Below are 1,130 nucleotides of genomic sequence, written 5' to 3'. Positions count from 1 at the left end.
TTTGCCATTTAGCCAACAAATCGTTGGTATAATCAATCAACTCTTGGTTAGACTTACTTGAGGCAATACCGTATTCTTGTGTTTTGAAACCTTCTTTTAGGGTTTTAGTCTTTTTACTTTCATATCCGGAGAGGATAGATTTATCAACTGAGAAAGCATCGACGCGGTGAGCGTAAAGAGAAACAGCCAATTCTGGGAAAGATCCTAGTTGAACATAGTTGAACTTAAGGTTATTAGCTGAAGCATACTCTTGCAAAGCAGCCTTAGTTGACGCACCTTGAGAAACACCGATAGTCTTACCATTCAAGTCTGAGATTTTGTTAATACCTGAGTCCTTAAGAACCAAGAAACCAATTTGGTCATAGTAGTAAGGATTTGAGATGGCATAAGAAGCCTTACGTTCATCATTGATGGTATAGGTAGCGATAAGTATGTCGATAGTTCCGTTATCCATAAGTGGTTCACGGGTTTGCGTTGTTACTGGGATATAATTTACTTTAACTTTTAACTCATCAGCAATCTTCTTAGCAAGATCAACTTCCATCCCTTCGTAGGAATTAGTCTTAGCAGAATAGTAACCAAAGTTAGGGACGTCTTGCTTCACACCGACATTGAGTGTTCCTCGCTTAACAATCTTTTGGACTGCTTTACTATCTAGAAGCTTACTAGTATCCTCAGCCTTAGTCTTGTGACTCGTGATAAGAAAAATAGTGAGAATTGCCAAGCTTGCAACAGTTAGGTAACGTAAGATTTTTTTGAAAATCATAGGCAACCTCCTTAGGCATCCACTTGGACATTATCAGAGTTGTGATCGATAATCTTAGAAAGGAATTGAACTGCACGAGGTTCAGTTGGATTGTCAAAGAAGCCATCCACATCCGTAGTGTCTACAAGAACTTGACCTTCAGCCATGAAAATGATACGGTCAGCCACACTGCGGGCAAAGCCCATTTCGTGGGTTACGACAACCATGTTCATGCCACCTTTGGCAAGCTTTTGCATAACTGCAAGCACGTCACCGATAGTCTCTGGGTCAAGGGCTGACGTTGGTTCGTCAAAGAGCAAGAGCTCAGGGTTCATGGCAAGACCACGGGCGATAGCGATACGTTGTTTTTGTCCACCAGAAAGCA

General features: G+C 41.4%; 2 protein-coding genes. Both read right to left on the bottom strand.

Annotated features, from left to right (window positions below; genetic code table 11):
* The coding region (locus tag AX662_RS06925; protein WP_060972015.1) for a transporter substrate-binding domain-containing protein at positions 1-766 on the bottom strand (766 nt) is incomplete at its 3' end.
* Between the two features lie 11 nt (positions 767-777).
* Positions 778-1,130 (bottom strand): ATP-binding cassette domain-containing protein (locus AX662_RS06920; protein WP_156430700.1); only part of this gene is annotated, 353 nt, incomplete at its 5' end.

Source organism: Streptococcus sp. CCH5-D3 (assembly GCF_001556435.1).
Lineage (GTDB): Bacteria > Bacillota > Bacilli > Lactobacillales > Streptococcaceae > Streptococcus.
The sequence above is the reverse complement of the archived record's forward strand: the minus strand, read 5'-3'. Positions and strand labels throughout refer to the sequence as shown.